Source organism: Micromonospora sp. NPDC047620 (genome assembly GCF_043205005.1).
In the GTDB taxonomy this organism is placed as follows: domain Bacteria; phylum Actinomycetota; class Actinomycetes; order Mycobacteriales; family Micromonosporaceae; genus Micromonospora.
The window spans coordinates 84,387-101,133 of the sequence record NZ_JBIDDG010000005.1; the positions used below are offsets into that span (position 1 = coordinate 84,387).

The 16,747-nt window shown below is 73.2% G+C and carries 15 protein-coding genes; 1 reads left to right on the plus strand and 14 read right to left on the minus strand.

Annotated elements, in window-relative coordinates:
- Nucleotides 1-27: 27 nt before the first annotated feature.
- The 7 genes from ACGF5C_RS07530 to ACGF5C_RS07560 all read right to left on the minus strand — a co-directional run bounded on the left by ACGF5C_RS07530 (nt 28) and on the right by ACGF5C_RS07560 (nt 9,755).
- The gene (locus tag ACGF5C_RS07530; protein ID WP_393297857.1) at nt 28-2,235 is read right to left on the minus strand and encodes a CDP-glycerol glycerophosphotransferase family protein; all 2,208 of its coding nucleotides are present in this window, start codon (nt 2,233-2,235) and stop codon (nt 28-30) included.
- 16 nt (nt 2,236-2,251) lie between these two features.
- Nucleotides 2,252-4,264 carry a DUF5941 domain-containing protein gene (locus ACGF5C_RS07535; protein WP_393297859.1) on the minus strand — a complete coding sequence of 671 codons (2,013 nt, stop codon included), beginning with the start codon at nt 4,262-4,264 and terminating at the stop codon, nt 2,252-2,254.
- A complete protein-coding gene (locus ACGF5C_RS07540; RefSeq protein WP_393297862.1) occupies nt 4,261-5,007 on the minus strand; it encodes an ABC transporter ATP-binding protein in 747 nt (248 codons plus the stop codon). The genes ACGF5C_RS07535 and ACGF5C_RS07540 overlap by 4 nt, the downstream gene beginning before the upstream one ends.
- 2 nt (nt 5,008-5,009) lie before the next feature.
- Nucleotides 5,010-5,837 (minus strand): ABC transporter permease, encoded by an 828-nt coding sequence (locus ACGF5C_RS07545; RefSeq protein ID WP_393297865.1) that lies wholly within the window; start codon nt 5,835-5,837, stop codon nt 5,010-5,012.
- A 58-nt stretch (nt 5,838-5,895) separates the two neighbouring features.
- A complete protein-coding gene (locus ACGF5C_RS07550) occupies nt 5,896-7,266 on the minus strand; it encodes an L-serine ammonia-lyase (RefSeq protein WP_393297868.1) in 1,371 nt (456 codons plus the stop codon).
- A 189-nt stretch (nt 7,267-7,455) separates the two neighbouring features.
- Nucleotides 7,456-8,745 (minus strand): Cmx/CmrA family chloramphenicol efflux MFS transporter, encoded by a 1,290-nt coding sequence (locus ACGF5C_RS07555; RefSeq protein ID WP_393297871.1) that lies wholly within the window; start codon nt 8,743-8,745, stop codon nt 7,456-7,458.
- 5 nt (nt 8,746-8,750) lie between these two features.
- Nucleotides 8,751-9,755, minus strand: a complete 1,005-nt coding sequence (locus ACGF5C_RS07560) for an NAD(P)/FAD-dependent oxidoreductase (RefSeq protein ID WP_393297874.1) — start codon at nt 9,753-9,755, stop codon at nt 8,751-8,753.
- A gap of 91 nt (nt 9,756-9,846) precedes the next feature.
- Between ACGF5C_RS07560 and ACGF5C_RS07565 the strand changes: the two genes are divergently transcribed.
- On the plus strand, nt 9,847-10,473 hold the full coding sequence (locus tag ACGF5C_RS07565; protein ID WP_393297877.1) for a helix-turn-helix domain-containing protein: 627 nt from the start codon (nt 9,847-9,849) through the stop codon (nt 10,471-10,473).
- Here ACGF5C_RS07565 and ACGF5C_RS07570 read toward each other — a convergent pair.
- From ACGF5C_RS07570 to pdxH, 7 genes are all read right to left on the minus strand, one after another.
- Nucleotides 10,458-11,222 carry a DUF4230 domain-containing protein gene (locus tag ACGF5C_RS07570; RefSeq protein WP_393297880.1) on the minus strand — a complete coding sequence of 255 codons (765 nt, stop codon included), beginning with the start codon at nt 11,220-11,222 and terminating at the stop codon, nt 10,458-10,460. The two genes, ACGF5C_RS07565 and ACGF5C_RS07570, sit on opposite strands and share 16 nt — an antisense overlap.
- Before the next feature lie 143 nt (nt 11,223-11,365).
- Complete coding sequence (locus tag ACGF5C_RS07575; RefSeq protein WP_393297884.1) at nt 11,366-12,526, minus strand: acyl-CoA dehydrogenase family protein; 1,161 nt, start codon at nt 12,524-12,526, stop codon at nt 11,366-11,368.
- Between the two features lie 99 nt (nt 12,527-12,625).
- Complete coding sequence (locus tag ACGF5C_RS07580) at nt 12,626-12,931, minus strand: type II toxin-antitoxin system VapB family antitoxin (protein ID WP_007454850.1); 306 nt, start codon at nt 12,929-12,931, stop codon at nt 12,626-12,628.
- Between the two features lie 191 nt (nt 12,932-13,122).
- Nucleotides 13,123-13,725, minus strand: a complete 603-nt coding sequence (locus tag ACGF5C_RS07585; protein ID WP_393297887.1) for a nitroreductase family protein — start codon at nt 13,723-13,725, stop codon at nt 13,123-13,125.
- Between the two features lie 12 nt (nt 13,726-13,737).
- On the minus strand, nt 13,738-14,667 hold the full coding sequence (locus ACGF5C_RS07590) for an aldose 1-epimerase family protein (RefSeq protein ID WP_393297890.1): 930 nt from the start codon (nt 14,665-14,667) through the stop codon (nt 13,738-13,740).
- Between the two features lie 53 nt (nt 14,668-14,720).
- Nucleotides 14,721-16,022 carry an MFS transporter gene (locus tag ACGF5C_RS07595; RefSeq protein ID WP_393297893.1) on the minus strand — a complete coding sequence of 434 codons (1,302 nt, stop codon included), beginning with the start codon at nt 16,020-16,022 and terminating at the stop codon, nt 14,721-14,723.
- Nucleotides 16,019-16,648: a pyridoxamine 5'-phosphate oxidase gene (gene pdxH / locus ACGF5C_RS07600; RefSeq protein WP_393298395.1), complete on the minus strand. Its 630-nt coding sequence runs from the start codon at nt 16,646-16,648 to the stop codon at nt 16,019-16,021. Before pdxH ends, ACGF5C_RS07595 begins: the two co-directional genes overlap by 4 nt.
- Between the last annotated feature and the right edge of the window lie 99 nt (nt 16,649-16,747).

The following is a 16,747-nucleotide window of genomic DNA, read 5'->3' on the forward strand; positions in this document are numbered from 1 at the left end:
CGAACCCGGGGGCGCGGGCGGTCGCGGTCAGCGGCAGCGGGGCTGCGACTGCTCGCCGAGGAAGACGCGGCGGACCACCCGTTCGGCGGCGTGGCCGTCCTCGAGCGCGCAGAACCGGGCCCGGAACCGCTGCCGGACCCTCGTCGCCTCCGCCGAGTCGACCCCGCCGGCGCGGAACAGGTCGAGCAGGTCGGCGAAGCTGGTGGCCACCGCGCCGGGCGGCTCCGCGAGCAGGTCGAAGTAGACGCCGCGGGCCAGCCGGTACGCCTCCCAGTCCGGGGCGTAGACCACGATCGGCCGGTCCAGCACGGCGTAGTCGAACATCGCCGACGAGTAGTCCGTGACCAGCACGTCCGCCACGAGGTAGAGGTCCTCGACGCGCGGGTGGCCGCTGACGTCGCGCACCCGGTCCCGGTCCACCGGGCGCCGGGCCCGCCGCTCCCGGTCGTGGAAGTAGTGGCTGCGCATCAGCAGCCGGCCGGCCGGGCCGAGCACGTCGAGCAGCCGCCCCGGGTCGAACGGCGGCCGGTAGCCGGGCAGGTGTTCCCGGTGCGTCGGGGCGTACAGGACGACCCGCTCGCCGAGGCCGAGGCCGAACTCCGCGCGCAGCCGGAGCACCTCCTCGGCGGTGGCGTTGACCAGCCGGTCGTTGCGCGGGTAGCCCACCTCCAGGGTGGTGTACGTCGCCGGATAGGCCCGCTCCCACATCTGGGTGGAGAAGCTGTTCGCGCTGATGCTGAAGTCCCACCGGTCCACCCGGCGCAGCAGCCCGGCGAAGTCCATCCCCACCGCGCCGATCGGGTACCGCTGCTGGTCGAGCCCCATCACCTTCACCGGCGTGCCGTGGTGGGTCTGCACGTGCACCGACCCGGGCCGCTTGCGGACGTAGTCCGGGAAGTTCACGTTGTTGACCAGCCAGCGCGCCCGCGCCAGCGCGCGGTAGTACGCGGGGGTGCCGGCCACCACGTACTCGACGCCCTCGGGCATGGTGTGCACCCGGTCCCGCCGGACGATCCACACCCCCCGGACCTGCGGCGCCAGCCGCCGCGCCGCCTCGTGGAGCGCGGCCGGGTTGTCCGCGTAGCCGCGGTACCAGTAGGCCGCGTACACGGCCAGCGTCGGGTCGACGGGTCGGCGCAGTTCGGCCCGGTAGTACTCGCGCAGCAGCGTGTCCCGGGCCAGCCGGGCGGCCCGCCGGGCCCGGGGCGCGACCCGCCGCCTCGTCGTCCGGGCGGTACGCCGGGCGGTGTCCCGCGCCCGGTAGGCGGTGCGCAGAGCGCTGAACGTGCGCCAGTGGCCGGCGGCCACCAACCGGTGCTTGAGGCCCTCCGCGCCCCCGGGGGCCGGGTAGCCGCCGGGCGGCAGCCAGCGTGCGTGGTCGGCGGTGATCTGGGCGAAGAAGGCGGGTCGCAGCTCCGGCGCGATCCGCTGCCCGTTGCCGAGCACGGTCAGGTAGTGCCAGATCATCCGTTCGAAGACCGCCGGGCGCAGGTCGTCGACCGCCGACCCCCAGGAGTCCATCAGCCGGAACACCCGGTGCCACTGGTGGAAGACCTCGAAGTGCCGGTCGCCCCGCGTCCTGGTGATCGCGCCGGCCCGCCGCTGGCGGTAGTTGACGCAGACCCGGTCCAGCACGCCGATCCGCTCGGCGGCCATCAGCACCGGGTAGCTGAACGAGACGTCCTCGTACCAGCCGGGGGCGAAGCGCAGCCCCAGGTCGCGCAGGAACTGCCGGCGGACCAGCCGGTTCCAGGCGGTGTGCAGCACCCGCAGCGTCTCGGGCCGGTCCCGCAGCCGGAAGGTGTCCTCGCCGGGTGGCTCGGGGAACACGTCCGCCATGGCGCTGCGGGTGACGGCGTTGTTCCAGTGCGTCCGGACGTGGTCGACCAGGAGCACGTCGGGGCGGGTGGCGCGGAGGCGCTCGGCCACCTCCACCAGGCACTCCGGGGCGAGCCAGTCGTCGCCGTCGACGAACCAGACGTACTCGCCGACGGCCCGGTCCAGCCCGATGTTGCGGGCCGGACCGAGCCCGACGTTCTCCGTCAGCCGGACGGCGTGCATCCGCCGGTCGCGGGCGGCGTACTCGGCGAGGATCTCGCCGCTGTCGTCCGGCGAGCAGTCGTCGACGCCGATCACCTCGATGTCGGCGACGGGCTGGTCGAGGATGGAGTCCAGGCATTCGCGCAGGTAGGCCTGCACCCGGAAGGCCGGCACGACGAAACTGATCAGTGTCATCCGGCCGGCCCCTCCGTCAGCCCGGCGAGCGGCCTCCCGCACCGGCCAGGCCCACCGACGCCCGCGCGGCGCGGGCGGGCAGGACGACCCAGGCGAGGACGACACTCCCCACGAAAACCATGAGAAGGTACGTACCGAGTGTAGCCATCCCGATACCCGCAATTCCGACGATCGCCGCCAGGGCCAGCAGCACGGACCGCCCCTCCCAGCCGAGCGTGAGTCCGTGCAGCGGCGGCGCGGACTGCCGCTTCTCCAGCCGGGCGGTCAGGTCGTAGTGGTGCAGGGTCAGCACGAAGACGTACCCGAAGACCAGCCACGGCGGCACGTCGCCGACCACCCCGACCGCGATGGCGAAGAGGTACTCCCCCGCCCGCAGCGCGGCCGGCACCAGCCAGTCCAGCGGCCCGTTGTGCGCCGCGCCCGCCCCCAGGCCGCCGACCAGGAGCACCAGCAGCGCCACCGGCACCGCCCAGCCCAGGCCCGCCGCCCTGGTGCCGTCCCGGGTGAGCAGGGCCGCCACCAGCAGCGCCGCCGGCCCCAGCGCCGCGACGACCGCCAGCGTCAGCGGGCCCATCGGGCGGACCACCGGCAACCGACGGGCCAGCGGGCCGTCGTCGCGGTGCAGGGTGGCGTCGACCGTGTCCAGCACCGGCACCCACATCCAGCGCGCGCGCAGGGTGCGCAGCGCCCCGGTGTACGCGAACGCCAGCACCCCCCACGCCAGCACCGCGTACAGGCTGACCAGCGGGCCGAACAGCGCCACGGTCAGCGCGATCAGCGCCCACCGCTCCCCGATCGGGAAGACCACCGTCCGCTTGAGCCAGTACGACACCGACCCCGTGTCGGCCTGCACCCGGTTCGAGGCGGCGTTCAGCTTGTCGCCGATGCCGCCGCCGGAGGTGCCGACGGCCTTCGGGCGGCGCGCCGCCTCGTCGTGCAGCACTCCGTACCACGTGTCCGTCATGTGCCGGACGGTCTGCAGCGTTATCGCGGCGATCGCCAGCGCCCAGCCGTACCGGAACCCGGCCTGGGTGGCGCCGTAGCCGAGGCCGGCGTAGACCACGTACTCCTTCGCGCGGTCGGCCATCGTGTCCAGCCAGCCGCCCCAGGCGCTGAAGTGCCGCGTGTAGCGGGCGAGCTGGCCGTCCACGCAGTCGAGCACGAAGCCGAGGTAGAGCAGCACCGCCCCGGCGACCAGCGCCGGCCGGCCGCCGACGCCGAACAGCACGGCGGCGGCCACCGCGAAGGCCACCGAGATCATCGTGACGGCCGTCGGGCCGAGCCCGAGGCGGGCGGACGCCTTCGTGACGTACGGGGACCAGGTGCTGACGAAGAAGGTGGTGAAGAAGTCGTCCCGCTCCTTCACCGAGAGCCGCAACTCCGCCCGGTCCTCGTCGACGGCGGCCACGGCCGCTGCCGCGGCGGCCAGCCCCGCCGGGTCGCTCACCCGGTGCGCGACGAGCAGGCGTACGCGATGGGCGAAGGTCAGCACGCCGAGCCCGGTGAGGCCGGCGAAGAGCCGGTCCACGGCGGGCCCGGCCGGCGGCGGCGCGGCGGCCGACGGCGCGCCGGCCGGCAGCACCCCGGCGGCGGCCGCGCGCGCGGCGGCGGCGAGCGACGGCAGGTCGACGACGCCGACCCGCAGCGCGCCGCCGAAGATCCCGGTCGCGTCGCCGTTCAGCGCCTCCGGCGGCCCGGCCTCGACGACCTGGCCGCGCTCCTCCCGCACGGCGGTGCGCCCGTCGCCGGGCGGGTCGGTGAGCACCAGCGCCACCGTCGGCCCGATCGGGCTGGTCGCCAGGTGCCGCAGGACGGCGGTGTGCGCGACCAGGTCGGCGCCGGTGACCAGCACCGGGCCGGTGGCCGCGTCCACGAGGGCGGCCAGCTCGTCCAGGTCGGCGGCGCGGCGCACCTCTTCCGCCCCGGCGGCGCGGAGCTGGGCGGCGAGCCGGTCGGCGAGGGGTTCGCCCGCGCGGATGGGGAGGCTCGCGGCCGGGGCGTCGGCGGCGAGCACGATCGCGAGGGTCACCGCGGGACCGCGGTGTGGTATGCGTCGAGCGCCTCGGCGATCGTGCCGTCGATGCTCAGCCGGCCCCCGTCGAGGTAGAGCCCCCGACGGCAGAACCGGGTCAGGTCCTTTTCGTTGTGTGACACCAGCACCAGAGTGCGCCCCTCCCCGAGCAGACGGTCGATCGTCGCATAACACTTCTTCCGGAACTCCGCGTCCCCGACGGCGGTCACCTCGTCCATGAGCAGGATCGGGTGCGGCAGGTGCGAGATGATCGCGAAGCCGAGCCGAACCTTCATGCCGGACGAGTAGTGCCGCACCGAGGTGTCGATGGCCCGCTCCACCTGCTCGCCGGCGAACGAGACGATGTCGTCGAAGTGCCGCCTCAGGTAGCCGGACGACAGCCCGTGCAGGCCGCCGACCAGGTAGAGGTTCTCCCGCCCGGTCAGGTCGTTGGAGAAGCCGGCGGAGAGCTCCAGCAGCGGCGCCACGTCCCCGCGCACCCGGATCCGCCCCTCGTCGGGGATCAGCACCCCGGCGATCAGCCGCAGCAGGGTGCTCTTGCCGGTGCCGTTGCGGCCGATCACGCCGACGGTCTCGCCGGCCGCCACCGAGAACGACACGTCCCGCAGCGGCCAGAACTGGCCGGCGGACGCGCCGCGCGCGCCCCGGTGGATGAACAGCTCGCGCAGCCGCAGCTGCCGCCGCCGGTTGCGGACGAACCGGATGCCGAGCCCCTCCGCCTCGATGATCGGGTCGGCCATCGTCACAGTTCCTTGAGCACGGCGGGTTCGAGCCGGCGGAACGACCACCAGCCGGCGGCCAGCACCAGCAGGCTGACGCCGACGGTGGTGGCGAGCAGCCGGGCGTCCGGGAACTCGTCCGGGTACCAGACCGCGTGGTGCAGCTGGAAGATGCCGACCAGCGGGTTCAGCTCGTACGCGACCTTCAGCCAGCCCGGCAGGTCGGCGTCCCGCACGAGGCTCAGCGGGTAGATGATCGGTGTCGCGTAGAAGAGCACCCGGATGACCAGCCGCATCAGCCGCTCGACGTCGCGCATCAGCACGTTGACCGCCGAGAGCAGCAGCGCCAGCCCGACCAGCAGGACGGCCTGCACCGCCACCGCCAGCGGCAGGGCGAGCAGCGACCAGCCCAGGTCGATCCGGCCGGACGCGGCGTACCCGACGGCGACGGCGACCAGGATCGGCAGGCCGGCGGCGTACTCGGCGAAGCGGCCGGTGACCCGGCCGATCGGGAAGACCTGCCGGGGCACGTTCATCGTCGTGATCAGCCGCGACTGGCCGGTCAGCGCGTTGGTCGCCTCGCTCAGCGCCGAGCTGGTCCACATCCAGGCGAAGATCCCGGTGATCAGGAACAGCGGGTACGAGTCGGCCGCGTCACCGAGGTGCCGGGTGGTGTCCCGGGAGTAGAGGACGCCGAAGACGAACCAGTAGATCGCCCCCATGCCGAGGGGCTCGATCAGCGACCAGAGGTAGCCGAGCACGGACTGCTGGTACTTCACCGCCAGGTCGCGCCGGACGAGGATGCGCAGGGAGTTGCGGTGCGACCACAACGCCGCGACGCCAGAGGTCACCGTCGCCTCCCGCCTCACCGGACGGACGACAGGTTAGCAGTCGATGAACGAGCGCCCCTCAGCACTCGATCACGTTGACGGCCAGGCCGCCGCGCGCCGTCTCCTTGTACTTCACCTTCATGTCCGCGCCGGTCTCGCGCATGGTCTTGATGACCTTGTCGAGCGATACGTGGTGCACCCCGTCGCCGCGCAGCGCCAGCCGGGCGGCAGTGATCGCCTTGATGCTAGCCACCGCGTTCCGCTCGATGCAGGGGATCTGCACCAGGCCACCAACCGGGTCGCAGGTCAGCCCGAGGTTGTGCTCCATGCCGATCTCGGCGGCGTTCTCCACCTGCTCCGGGGTGCCGCCGAGCGCCTCGGCCAGCCCGGCGGCGGCCATCGAGCAGGCCGAGCCCACCTCGCCCTGGCAGCCCACCTCCGCGCCGGAGATCGACGCGTTCTCCTTGAACAGCACGCCGATCGCGCCCGCCGCCAGCAGGAACCGGACCACCCCCTCGTCGGAGGCGCCCGGCACGAACCGGGTGTAGTAGTGCAGCACCGCCGGGATGATCCCGGCCGCCCCGTTGGTCGGCGCGGTGACGACCCGGCCGCCGGCCGCGTTCTCCTCGTTGACGGCGAGGGCGAAAAGGGTCACCCAGTCCATCGCCCGCAGCGGGTCGGTGGGGTCGGACTCCGTCGCCAGGCTGCGGCGCAGCTCGGCGGCGCGGCGGCGGACCTTCAGCCCACCGGGCAGCACCCCGTCCCGCGAGCAGCCCCGCTCGACGCACTCCCGCATCACCCGCCAGATCTCCAGCAGGCCGGCGCGCACCTCGCCCTCGCTGCGCCAGGACAGCTCGTTCGCGAGCATCACCTCGCTGATCGACAGCCCGGTCGACGCGGTCACGTCGAGCAGTTGCGCGCCGGTGAGGAACGGGTGCCGCACGCGCGTCGCATCCGGCTTGATCCGGTCCGCCCCGGCCGCCGCCTCGTCGACCACGAACCCGCCGCCGACCGAGTAGTACGTCCGCACGCGCAGCTCCGCGCCCCGGTCGTCGTACGCGACGAAGGTCATCCCGTTCGGGTGGTACGGCAGCGACCGGCGCCGGTGCAGCACCAGGTCCCGGTCCGGGTCGAAGCCGATCCCGTGTGCGTCGAGCAGGCTCAGCCGGCGCTCCGCCCTGATCCGGCCGATCCGCGCGTCGACGGTGTCGGTGTCGACCGTCTCCGGCGCCTCGCCGGCCAGCCCGAGCAGCACCGCGCGGTCGCTGCCGTGGCCGTGACCGGTGGCGCCGAGCGAGCCGAAGAGTTCCGCCTGCACCCGGGCGGTGCCGGTCAGCAGCCCGTCGGCCTTCAGCCCGGCGACGAACGTACGGGCGGCCCGCATCGGCCCCACCGTGTGCGAGCTGGACGGCCCGATGCCGACGCTGAAGATGTCGAAAACGCTGATCATGCTGCACTTCCTCGCCGTCGTACCCCTCGCGGGGTCCGGCCCGGTCGTGGCCGGCCCGGACCGGGCGGCCGTCGGCGCCCGGAGGTGCGGGTGCCCGACCGGCGAGCCTACCCGCCCAGCTCACCGGCTGCCCGGCGCGTCGCCCCGATCGCCGGCATCTGGAAAGCCGGCGCCGCGAATCCCCGTCCTTTAGTGCGAGGAGAACGTCAATGACTGCTCTTGACAGCCATTCCCATCCGACTGAGGGACGTCTTCTTCGCCCCTTTCACGTTGATGGGAGTCCTGCCGCAACTGGTGACGTGAGATTGCCCGGTCGAGGAGGATGACCGGCACCGTGACGGCTGCCAGGGCGGCGCCGATCCAGGTGACGGAGGTGATGCTTGCCCCGGCGTTGAACGCGACTCCGGCGAGTGCGGGGACGAGGCTGATGCCGAGTTGGAACGCGGACACGGTGGTGGCCCCGGCGAGGGTTGGTGCCTGCGACGCGATGGTGAACACGCGGCCGTAGATGGCAGGGTTGAGCACGAATCCGGCGACTCCGAGAAGCAGGACGAGGGGGACGACGGCCAGCGCATGCTGGGCGAGGCCCGCGAGCAGGACGGAACTGGTCAGAATTCCGATCGCCCCGATCAGGAGCGCATGGGACGGCCTCCGGTCGGCGATCCTGCCGCCGATGGACAGACCGATGAAGGCGCCGGCGCCGAACAACGTGAGGATCGCGGGAATCCAGACCCGCGGGATGCCGGTGATGTCGGTCAGGAATGCCGCGAGGTAGTTGAACGAGATCATGTAGGCGGCGGTGCTCAGGATGGTGACGGCGTAGACGACCCACAGTTGTGGTTGCCGCATGGTGCGAAGCTCACGCCTCACGCTGGGCTTCACGTTCGCGCTCGTCCCGGGCAACGCGAGGAGAGTCACGATCGCCCCGGCTACGGTGAGGGCGGCCACGCCCCAGAATCCGCCCCGCCATCCCGTGAAGTAGCTCAGCATGGCCCCGGCCGGGCCGCCGGCGACCATCGCGAGGCTGAGCCCGCTGACGACTACTCCGGAGGCGCGTGCGGTGCGGTCGGGTGTGACGAGGCTGATCGCGGTGACCGCTGCGACCGCCCAGAACCCCGCGTAGGCGAGGCCGCAGATGAAGCGGGTGGCCAGCAGGACGGGGTAACTCTGGGTGAGAAGGCCGACCACGACGGAGGCGGCGAAGAGGGCCTGGGTGGTCACCAGCGTGGCCCGTCGCGGCCAGCGAAGGGTAATGATCGCCAAGGGAGGGCCGCCGATGACGACACCGATGGCGAACGCTGAGATCAACGCACCGGCCGAGGACAGCGTGATCGAAAGGTCGTCCGCGATCGCTGGCAGGACCCCAGCGAGCAGGAACTCAGCGCTACCCATCGCGAACATGCTGATCGCGAGCAGGTAGACGCCAAGCGGCAGCCTCCCGCGAGAGACCGGCACCTGTCGTGCGGCTTCGACGCTCACCGTCATCACCGCCGTCCCGCGACGGTGGTGACTTCGCCAGGCTGTCCGGCACGGCGGAGGCGCTCTTCGACGGCACGGTCGACGTCCTCGTCCAGCAGGTCGGTGTTGATGGCGAACGCAGCGGTCGAACCCATGCCCGCGGCGGCGATGACCTGCGCGCGCGGGTCGATGACGTTGCCGGCGGCCCAGACTCCGGGGACGCTGGTACGGCCGGTACGGTCGGTGGCGACCCGGCCGTCGTCGTCCTTGGCGCAGCCCAGTCGGGTCAGCAGCTCGTCGCGTGGGACCATGCGGGGAAAGACGAAGGCGGCGGCGCGGGGGACGACGAGGCCGTCGGTGGTTTCTATGCCGTGCAGCCGGTCCCCGTCGACGACGAGCTGCTTGATCTCGCCCTCGACCATGCGCAGGCCGCGCGCCTCCAGCCGTTCCCGGTCCTGAGGCGTCACGTCCAGCGTGTGCGGGAAGAAGACGACATCGTCGCTCCACTGCCGCACCAGCAGGGCCTGGTGCACTGCCCCCGGGTGGGTGCCAAGGACGGCGAGGGGCTGGTCGCGCACTTCGTAGGCGTGGCAGTACGGGCAGTGCAGCAGATCCTTGCCCCACCGCTCGCGCAGGCCGGGAATGTCGGGCAACTCGTCCCGCAGCCCCGTCGCGACCAGGACGCGGCGGGCTTTGAGCACCGGCCCGCCCACCATGCGGACGTGGTAGCCGTGGTCGATCTGATCCACCCGCCCCTGGATGAGCCGGACGCCGTACCGGGCGATCTCGGCGCGGCCGAGTTCCAGCAGGGCCGCAGGGGGCAGGCCGTCGCGGGACAGGAAGCCGTGCATGTGCGAGGCGGGGGCGTTGCGCGGCTCACCGGCGTCGATCACCGCGACCTCGCGGCGGGCGCGCCCGAGAAGCAGGGCCGCGTTCAGGCCGGCCGCCGCGCCGCCGACAACCACCACGTCATAGACCCCGTCGGCGGCGGCATGCTGCTCGCTGAACTGCTCGTTCCTTACCTTGATCATGATGATCACCTCCGGGCTCGATGGTGCGCATCCGGCCCGGAACTGACAACTTCTGTTGCCATTTCTGGAACGCGCGAGATGGAATGGGGGCATGGACAAGGACTCCCCGGTCGCCGCGGCGCTGGCCCAGGTCGGCTCTCGCCTCAAACGCATCCGCACCCACCGCAACGTGACCCTGTCCGCGCTGGCCGAGGCCACCGGCATCTCCAAGAGCACTCTGTCGCGGCTCGAGTCGGGCCAGCGCCGCCCGAGCCTGGAGCTGCTACTGCCCATCTCGCAGGCCCATCAGGTGCCACTGGACGAGCTGGTCGGAGCGCCGGAGGTCGGCGACCCACGGATCCGTCACACGCCCCGCGTCCGCAACGGCCGCACGGTGGTCCCCCTGACCACCCAGCCGGGGCCCCTGCAAGCCTGGAAGTCGGTCATTCCGGCGGAGCAGAACCGGCCCGAGCTGTGCACGCACGACGGCTACGAGTGGCTGTACGTCCTGTCCGGGCGCCTGCGGCTCATCGTCGCCAACCACGACCTGGTCATGGGGCCGGGTGAGGCGGCCGAATTCGACACCCGCCTGCCGCACTGGTTCGGCACCACGGGCGAGTCACCGGTGGAGGTCCTCAACCTGTTCGGCCGCCAGGGGGAACGCATGCACGTACGCGCCAGGCCCCGCTCCCGCGACTCGGACGGGAAAGACTCCACTGACGGTCACGGGGCGGTGTAGGTGACCGTCACCTTCGCGTAGCCGAGGGAACGGAGCAGACCCTCCAGCATCTTGCGGGTGTTCTCCTCGGCCCGCTGGGTGAGGCCACTGTCCCGGGCGGCGGTGGTGATCCGCTCCTCGGCGAGCTGGTAGACCTGCTGCTGGCGGTTGGGATCGCCGTCCACCAGCTCGCCGATCCGGTTGAGCAGCCCGCGCTCCTCGGCGAAGACGTAGCTCTTCTCCAGGTCGAGGTTGGTCTTGCCGAGCTGCGGCGCCGGCAGCTTGATCTCCACCGACTTGCCGTCGGCCGACTCGACCACCGCGCCCTCGGAGATCTTGGCAAAGTCCACATACGCCTCGACGCTGCCCGCGCCCACGAAGAGGGTGCGCTGGTTGAGCAGCCAGTCGGGCACGTTGCGCCGGTCGTTCTGGAGGTCCACGACCACCTGGAAGTTGCCCTCGGCGGCGACGTAGCGGCTGAGATCCTGGATCGACTTGAGCAGCGGCGGCTGACTGCGGTCGGTCTGCTCCTTGGCGAACGGGTTGCGGAAGTCCGGCAGGATGCCCGTGGCCTGCACGCCGAGCAGCACCACCACCGCCAGGGCCGCCGCGCCGAGCACCCAGAGCAGGCCGCGGGCCGGCCCGCCGGCCGGCGTCGGCGCGCCCGGCGCGGGCTCGGGTGCGACGTCCGTCCGGGCCTTGAGCTCCTCGCCGGTCGGGTAGCCCGGGAACTCCCTGGTGGGCTCGTTGATGTCACCGTCGCGGGCCATGGCCCTCACCGTCCTCGTCAGACACGTCGTCTGTCATGACGGTAAGGCCCTGGTACGACAGGCGCTCGCCGAGCGGCGCGACCGGGTGCCTGCGCCTCGCGGCAGCCGGCGTGGACACCGGTCGGGCGGGCGGAAACCGCAGGTCAGGCGAAGGCCGACAGCCCGGTCAGCCGCTGCCCGATGACCAGTTGGTGGATCTCCGACGTGCCCTCGTAGGTGAGCACGCTCTCCAGGTTGTTGGCGTGCCGCATGACCGGGTACTCCCCCGAGACGCCGTTCGCGCCGAGGATGGTGCGGCACTGCCGGGCGATGGCCAGCGCCTCCCGGACGTTGTTGAGCTTGCCCACGCTCACCTGCTCGGGGCGCAGCCGCCCGGCGTCGGCGAGCCGACCCAGGTGCAGCGCCAGCAGCGCGCCCTTGTTCAGCTCGACGGCCATGTCGGCGAGCTTGGCCTGGGTGAGCTGGAAGCCGGCCAGCGGCCGACCGAACTGGGTGCGCGTGGTGGCGTACCCCAGGGCGGTCTCCAGGCAGTCGCGGGCCGCGCCGAGGGCGCCCCAGACGATGCCGTGCCGGGCCTCGGTCAGGCAGCTCAGCGGCGCCTTGAGCCCGACCGCCTCGGGCAGCCGGGCGTCCGCCGGGAGCCGCACGTCGTCGAGCACGACCTCCCCGGTGACGGAGGCGCGCAGCGACATCTTGTGCCGGATCTCCCGCGCCGTCACCCCGGGCGTGTCCATCGGTACGGCAAAGCCGCGCACGCCGTCGTCGGTGCGCGCCCAGATCACCGCGACGTCGGCGATCGGCGCGTTGGTGATCCACATCTTGGCGCCGGTCAGCACCCAGTCGTCGCCGTCGCGGCGGGCCCGGGTGGTCATCGACGCCGGGTCGGAGCCGTGGTCGGGCTCGGTCAGGCCGAAGCAGCCGATCGCCTCGCCGGTCGCCATCGACGGCAGCCAGCGCTGCTTCTGCTCCTCGCTGCCGTAGCGCCAGATGGCGTACATGGCCAGCGAGCCCTGCACCGAGACCAGGGAGCGGACGCCGGAGTCACCGGCCTCCAGCTCCAGGCAGGCCAGCCCGTACGCGACGGCCGACGCGCCGGCGCAGCCGTAGCCCGTCAGGTGCATGCCGAGCAGGCCGAGCTTGCCGAACTCGACGGCCAGCTCCCGGGCGGGCGCCCGGCCCTCCTCGTACCAGCCGGCGACGTGCGGGCGGACCCGGTCGTCGACGAGCTGGCGAACGACGGCGCGGATCTGCCGCTCCTCCTCGGTGAGCGAGGAGTCCAGGTCGAGCAGGTCGGTACGGCTCATGGCAGCCACCTTAACGAAACCTCAGGCCCGGGCGTCGGACGAGGCGCGGACGTCACGAGGCGTGGGCGTCGGACCCGGCGCCCGCGACGCGAGCCCCCGTCATTCGATCGGCTCGGAGAGGACGAGCACCCGGGCGTGGATCTGGTTGCGCTGCTGGAGCGCCGCCCGCAGCGCGCGGTGCAGCCCGTCCTCCAGGTAGAGCCCGCCGTTCCACTGCACCACGTGCGGAAAGAGGTCGCCGTAGAAGGTCGAGTCCTCGGCGAGGAGCTTGTCCAGCGCCAGCTCGCGCTTGGTGGTGATCAACTGGTCCAGGCGCAGGGGCCGCGGCGGGATCTCCGCCCACTGCTTGAGCGTCAGGTTGTGCTCCGGGTAGGGACGCCCGTCCCGGACCGCTCTGAAGATCACGACGGCACGCTCCCCTCCCCCTAGGCCCGGCCGCCCCACGACGCGGGGGCCGGATCGCGGCGTGGCACCGCGACCTGCGGTGCCGATGACCGTGCCAGCGTAGCGGGCTGCGGCACCCCGCGTTCTGCTCCCTGATGTCAGTTTCACTACCCACCGTCCGGTTCCCAACCGGGCGAAACGCCCGGAGCCGGTCAGCTCCACCGCCCGCGACGGATCACCTCGTCCACCGGACGCCGCCCCCGGCGCAGCGACGGTGACCGGTGGTCCGGCGCCCGGTAACCCACGGTGACCGCCCCGATCGGCTCGTACTCGTCCGGCACGCCGAACGCCTCGCGGTAGGCGCCGAGGCGCTGCGGCGGGATACCGAAGAAGCACGCCCCCAACCCCTCGTCCACGGCGGTCAGCAGCATCAGCAGGGCGGCGAAGCCGGTGTCGACGTACCAGTAGGGCACCGGCCAGCGCTCCGCCGAGCGGTCCGCCCAGCCCTTGTCCGGCTCCGCGTACCGCTCCAAATAGGCCGAGCGGCTCGCGTGCGGCACGACGACCAGCGGGGCCCGGCGCATGCCGGCCAGCCAGCGCTCCCGGCCGCCCCCGCCGGGGGTGGCCGCCGCCCAGAACCGGTCCCGGTCCGCCGGCTCCTCCAGCACCAGGAACCCCCACCCCTGGGCGAAGCCGGCCGACGGCGCGTGGACCGCGTGGTCGAGCAGCCGCTCCACCACGTCGGGCGGCACGGGACGGTCCGGGTCGTAGTTGCGGACCATCCGGCGCCGCCGGACCACATCGCTGAACTCCATGCGTTCCCCCGCTCAGACCCCGGGCCGTACGCCCCAGACACCCCGCCACGTCGCGCCCGGCTTCAGGGTGATCACGTCCCGGCCGGAGCGGAACGCGTCCGGCGGGCAGGTCATCGGCTCCACCGCGACGGAACGGCGGCACCGCTGCCCGGGAAGCGCGTCGCCGGTGAACACCTGCCACCAGCCGAACTCCCGGTCCGCCCAGATCCGCACGCCCGCCGAGCCGTCCGGGGCGGACAGGCTGACCGCCGAGCCGCCGTCGTCGTCGCGGATCAGGTCGCCGAAGGTGAGGTCCAGCCGGGCGCGGCCGATCCGTCGGGGGCTGGTCCAGTCGTACTCGGTGCCGGCGACCTCGCTGGCGCCGATCGGCAGCAGCCGGGAGTCCACCTGCAACCGCCGCCGGGCGGGCAGCCGCATCGACAGGTCGTCCACCGCCACCCCGGGCACGCGCAGGTACGGGTGCACGGCGAAGCCGAACGGCGCGGGCTCGGCACCGAGGTTGTTCGCCTCGTGCTCCGCGCGCAGCCCGTCCGGGCCGACGCTCCACCGGGTGCGCAGCCGCAGCGGCCACGGGTAGCCGGGCTGCGGCGGCAGGTCGTAGCCGACGGTCACCGCGTCGGGCGACCGGTCCAGCAGCCGCCACGGCACCCAACTGACCAGCCCGTGGATGGCCACACCCCGGTCCGGCTCGCTGAGCGTGAGCTGCAACAGCCGGTCGCCGAAGGTGTAGCGACCGTCGCGGATCCGGTTCGGCCACGGGGCCAGCACCTGCCCGGCGCAGCCGGGGCACATCTCGTCGGCGTCGTACCCGTCGAGGTGGTCGACCCCGTCGTGCCGGTATGTCCGCACCCCGCCGCCCACCTCCACGATGACGGCCTCGTGGCCGGCGGCGGAAATGGCCCACTGTGCGCCCGAAGGCGACCGCTGGTCGGGGATGCCCATGCCGGCGACCCTAGCGGTTCGCGCCGTGCGGTCGCTCGCCCCGACCCGGCCGGTCAGCCCCGCCCGGCACCGGAGGCGGAGGCCGCCCGGTAGCGCAGCAACGCCGGGAACGCCACCGCGAGCAGCACCGCCAGCGCCGCCGAGATCAGCCCGCCGCTGACCCAGGCGACCCCACCGCCGAACCCGGCCGCGACCGCCCCGGCCCGCAGGTCGCCCAGGCGCGGACCGCCCGCGATGACCACCGTGTTGACGCCCATGAGCCGGCCGCGCATCCGGTCCGGCGCGTAGACCAGCAGCATCGACTGCCGCAGCACCGCGCTGACCAGGTCGGCCGCCCCGGCCACCGCGAGCAGCAGCACCATCAGCCAGAGCTGGCCGGCGAGCCCGGCCGCCGCCACGGCGAGGCCCCAGGCGACCACGGCCGCCACCAGCGCCAGGCCCTGCCGGCGCAGCCGGCCGATCCAGCCGGAGCTGAGCCCGCCGAGCATCGCGCCGAGCGCGATCGCGCTGTAGAGCCAGCCGACGGCCGCCCCGCCGCCGAACCGCTCCTCGGCGACCTCGGGGAAGAGCGCGCGGGGCATGGCCAGCACCATCGCGATCAGGTCGATGGCGAAGGAGAGCAGCAGCACCGGCGTGGTGGACAGGTAGCGCAGCCCGTCGACGATGCTGGCCAGCCCGGCCCGCCGGGGGGCGTCGCCCCCGTCCGGGTCCGGCTCCGGCGGCATCGCCGGCAGCCGGAAGGTGGCCCAGACGGCGACGGTGAACAGCACGGCGTCGAGCGCGTACGCGATCGGCAGGCCGACCTCGGTGTCCCAGCGGGCGAAGATCAGGCCCGCGGCCAGCGGCCCGAAGACCGCCGCCGCGGTGTAGGTGGTGAAGTTCAGCGTGCTCGCCGCCGGCACCAGGTCCAGCGGCACCAGCCGGGGCAGGATCGCGTTGCGGGTGGGCGAGCTGATCGCGAAGGCGATCGACTGCACCGCCACCAGCGCCAGCAGCAGCGGCGGGCTGCCGACCCCGAGCAGCGCCTGTGCCAGCAGGCCGAGCGTCGACGCCCACAGCACCGCCGAGGTGGCCAGCAGCACCGCGCGCCGGTCGCGGGCGTCGGCCACCGCGCCGCCCCAGAGCCCGAAGACCAGCAGCGGTACGAACGCCGCGATGCCGATCAGCCCGACCCAGAGCGAGTCCTCGGTCAGCGCGTACATCTCCACCGGCACGGCCACCGCGGTGAACTGCATGCCGAACATCGCGATGCCGTTGCCGAGCCACATCCGCCGGTACGCCGGCACGGCCAGCGGGCGCAGGTCGATCGCGAGCCGGCGCAGCCCGCGCGGCCGGGGTTCCTTGAGCTGGGTCACGGAGCCAGCCGCTCGACGGCCCACTCCCCGGCCTCGGCACGCCGGAACCGCAGCCGGTCGTGCAGCCGGCTGGCCCGGCCCTGCCAGAACTCCACGGACTCCGGCCGCACCCGCAGCCCGCCCCAGTGCGGCGGCGCCGGGATCGGCTCGACCTCGGCGAACCGCTCCGCCGCCGCCCGGTACGCCGCGTCCAGCGCCGCCCGGTCGGGGACCACGCGGGACTGCGTGCTGGCCCAGGCACCGAGCTGGGAGCCGCGCGGCCGGCTGGCGAAGTACGCCTCGGTCTCCGCCCGGTCGACCCGCTCCACCCGGCCGGCGACCACCACCTGCCGCTGCATCGGGAACCACGGGAACACCAGACTCGCGTACGGGTTGGCGGCCGCCTCTGCGCCCTTGCGGGAGCCGTAGTTGGTGAAGAAGACGAAGCCCTCCGGGTCGTACCCCTTGAGCAGCACCGTCCGCGCGCTCGGCCGGCCGGCGGCGTCGGCGGTGCCGACCACCATCGCGTTCGGTTCGGGCAGCCCGGCGGCGACCGCGTCGGCGAACCAGCGGTCGAACTGGGTGTGCCAGTCGGCGGCCAGGTCCACCTCGGAAAGGCCCAGGTCCGCGGCGTACTCGTTACGCATGCCAGCCGGGGGCGGTGTGTCGCCCGTCACGTCTTTGCTCCTCCCGTCGACCCGGCCCGCAGGCCAAGCGGTACCGCCCAGTGTCGCCGACGCGGCCGG

What these genes read in the sequence shown, in the direction of transcription:
- ACGF5C_RS07530 (WP_393297857.1), bottom strand. Translation starts at nt 2,235, where the DNA reads ATGACACTGATCAGTTTCGTCGTGCCGGCCTTCCGGGTGCAGGCCTAC.
- ACGF5C_RS07540 (WP_393297862.1), bottom strand. Translation starts at nt 5,007, where the DNA reads ATGGCCGACCCGATCATCGAGGCGGAGGGGCTCGGCATCCGGTTCGTC.
- ACGF5C_RS07550 (WP_393297868.1), bottom strand. Translation starts at nt 7,266, where the DNA reads ATGATCAGCGTTTTCGACATCTTCAGCGTCGGCATCGGGCCGTCCAGC.
- ACGF5C_RS07560 (WP_393297874.1), bottom strand. Translation starts at nt 9,755, where the DNA reads ATGATCAAGGTAAGGAACGAGCAGTTCAGCGAGCAGCATGCCGCCGCC.
- ACGF5C_RS07565 (WP_393297877.1), top strand. Translation starts at nt 9,847, where the DNA reads ATGGACAAGGACTCCCCGGTCGCCGCGGCGCTGGCCCAGGTCGGCTCT.
- ACGF5C_RS07570 (WP_393297880.1), bottom strand. Translation starts at nt 11,222, where the DNA reads ATGGCCCGCGACGGTGACATCAACGAGCCCACCAGGGAGTTCCCGGGC.
- ACGF5C_RS07575 (WP_393297884.1), bottom strand. Translation starts at nt 12,526, where the DNA reads ATGAGCCGTACCGACCTGCTCGACCTGGACTCCTCGCTCACCGAGGAG.
- ACGF5C_RS07585 (WP_393297887.1), bottom strand. Translation starts at nt 13,725, where the DNA reads ATGGAGTTCAGCGATGTGGTCCGGCGGCGCCGGATGGTCCGCAACTAC.
- ACGF5C_RS07590 (WP_393297890.1), bottom strand. Translation starts at nt 14,667, where the DNA reads ATGGGCATCCCCGACCAGCGGTCGCCTTCGGGCGCACAGTGGGCCATT.
- pdxH (WP_393298395.1), bottom strand. Translation starts at nt 16,648, where the DNA reads ATGCGTAACGAGTACGCCGCGGACCTGGGCCTTTCCGAGGTGGACCTG.